2 protein-coding genes are annotated in these 2,730 nt (G+C 47.5%); both read left to right on the top strand.

Annotated features, from left to right (window positions below; all coding sequences use genetic code 11):
• Positions 1-137 precede the first annotated feature (137 nt).
• Entirely contained in the window at positions 138-1,394 is a 1,257-nt protein-coding gene (locus VN105_RS14280; RefSeq protein ID WP_325642002.1) for an MFS transporter, read from the top strand.
• On the top strand, positions 1,387-2,730 hold a 1,344-nt coding region (locus VN105_RS14285), incomplete at its 3' end, for a hypothetical protein (RefSeq protein ID WP_325642004.1). The genes VN105_RS14280 and VN105_RS14285, both read left to right, overlap by 8 nt.

The raw sequence follows: 2,730 nt of genomic DNA on the forward strand, positions 1-2,730 counted from the left end.
TTTTAAGGTGGGAAATTTTGTCCGGTCTTTAAGTTTTTCCGCCCAATAAATACCGGGGCATTCCTTCACCCGGTTTCCCGGAAAAGAATATCTTATGAATGAACCGGATTCAAAACAGGGTAAGAGATTATTAGCTGATGACAAAAAATAGTATGCGCTGGGCAGTACTGGCATTGCTTTTTATAGCCACGGGTTTAAGTTTCCTGGATCGCCAGGTACTTTCGATGACTATAATAAAGATCCAGCAGGAGTTTCATATTTCGGACGTGCAGTATGGCATGATTAATACTGCTTTTTTGATCAGTTATGCTTTGATGTTTACTATCAGCGGCCGGTTAATTGACCGGATGGGCGCAAAAACGGGCCTGGCACTTTCTGTAGCCATCTGGTCTGTAGCCAACAGCCTGCATGGTGTAATGGACTCTTTCTATCATTTACTGGCGTTCAGGTTTTTATTGGGCATCGGTGAAGGCGGTTGTTTCCCTGGTGCGGCAAAAAGCGTTTACGGGTGGTTTGGTGAAAAAGAGCGCGCACTGGCCAACGGCATCGCCATTGGAGGATCTGCCATTGGCGCTGTAGTGGCGCCACCACTTACAACACTCATTGCGGCACGGTATGGTTGGCGGTTCAGTTTTGTGATACCCGGACTGATCGGGATGGTATGGGTACTGTGTTGGTTGCTGATACCCTGGAAGAAAAATATTTTTGTAAAGGAATTGCCAATGGAGCCTTCCCCGCCGGCGGGCATTCCCCTGTTGTCGTTATTGCAGAACAAACAAGTGCAGGTTTTTGTGATCATCCGGTTCCTGCTGGATCCCGTGATGTATTTCATCATGTTCTGGGGCCCCAAGTACCTGAGCGAACAACGAAGAGTGCCTTTTGAAAGGATAGGTGAACTGTTCTGGATACCTTTCCTGGCACTTGGAATATCTAATATTATTGGTGGCTGGTGCTCCGACAGGCTGATACAATATAATTTTACGATAAACAGGGCGCGGAAAACAGTGATGGGGATCGCCGCAGCCGGTACAATGGTAATGCCCCTGGTTACACGGGTATCATCTGTGGAAGCTGCAATAGTTCTTATGGCCATGATGCTCTTTGCGCATGGCCTGTGGATTACCAATTATATCACTGCTATATCAGATGTATTCGGTAATAGCGCTACCTCAACGGTAGTAGGACTCTCCGGAACTGCCGGGGCTCTGTCCGGCCTTGTCATTAATCCGTTAATCGGGCATATTGTACACACTTATTCTTATAACCCCCTCTGGATAATTGCAGGAATAATGTACCCTGTAGCTTTCGTGGTCTTGTTGTTGTTTATTCCCCGGATAGGCAAAACCCACGTTGCCAGTAGGCTAAATATATATAAATCAGAAAGCTATGAATGAGATTACAGTAAACAGCCCTGTTACCGGTACGGAAGCCCGTATAAAAAGAAGAGCCCGTAAACTGGCCCGGATAGGTGTTTTTGGCGTGGCCTACTATAAATACTGGGAACAGTTTGAAGGGCTGCTGGAGGAGATGCAGGTGAAACAGGCGGTACTACTGGAGAAACTGGATAAACATGCTGTGGAAGTGTTTGACTTTGGTATTGTCGACAACGTAACAAGCGCTTATGAGCTGGTGCCCCGGCTTAATGCTGCTAACCTGGACCTGATCTTCTGTGATATGCTTACATATGCCACTTCCAGCACATTTGGTATCATCATCAAAAGTCTGAATATCCCTGTTGTACTGGTGGCGCTACAGCCGCAACCGGCTCTTGACTACGCTAACGCCTCTACGTACCAGCAATTGTATAACGATGACATTTGTGCATTGCCGGAGTTTGCCGGTGTGGCATTGCGGATGGGGAAAAAGGTACCGGAGATGATCATCGGCACCTTGCATAATGATTCCCTGGCAGATGCAAAACTGGAAGAGTACTGCCGGATCGCCAGCGTGCTGCATGATCTGAAAACAGCGCGTATCGGGCATATCGGGCATCCCATAGAAGCCATGCTGGATATGCATTCGGATGCCACCATGCTTACTGCACACTTTGGCGTACATGTGGTACAATGTGAGGCGCATGAGATTGTAACACCTTACGGGCATGTTCCGCAAGATGCGGTAACCAGGGAAAAGAGAAGGATTCTTGACTTCTTTGATACACCAGACCCGGTTTCAGATCCCATATCGGAAAAGTTGAGACCGGAAGACCTGGAAGTGGCTGCACGTGTTTCTGTAGCGCTGGAGCATTTTGTGGCAGAACGGAAACTGGACGGACTGGCTTATTATTACGATGGGGAGGATAACAGCCCCACCCGTACGGTAATGTCTAACCTGATAGTAGGCAATTCATTACTCACCGGCGCAGGGTTCCCGATGTGTGGTGAATCGGATCTGAAATGCTGTATTTCCATGTTTATCATGGACAGGCTCGGCATTGGTGGTAGCTTTGCGGAATTTCACCCGGTGGATTTTAAGGAAAACTTTATCCTGGTAGGGCATGATGGCCCGCATAATATTACCATTGCACAGGGGAAACCAGTATTGAGAAGCCTGAAGAAATACCATGGAAAACCCGGTATGGGCGCGGGGGTAGAATTCAAGATTAAAGAAGGTCCTATCACTATGCTGAGTATCACTTCCACGTTCAATGGAAAGTTCAAGTTTGTAATTGCAGAAGGAGAATCAATGGCTGGTCCTATTCCTCCTACAGGGAATACCAACACCCGCGGT

The sequence above is a fragment of the Chitinophaga sp. genome, assembly GCF_035564935.1.
Lineage (GTDB): Bacteria > Bacteroidota > Bacteroidia > Chitinophagales > Chitinophagaceae > Chitinophaga.

Excerpts from the sequence above, each read along its gene's own strand:
- VN105_RS14280 (WP_325642002.1), top strand. The coding sequence starts at position 138 with ATGACAAAAAATAGTATGCGCTGGGCAGTACTGGCATTGCTTTTTATA.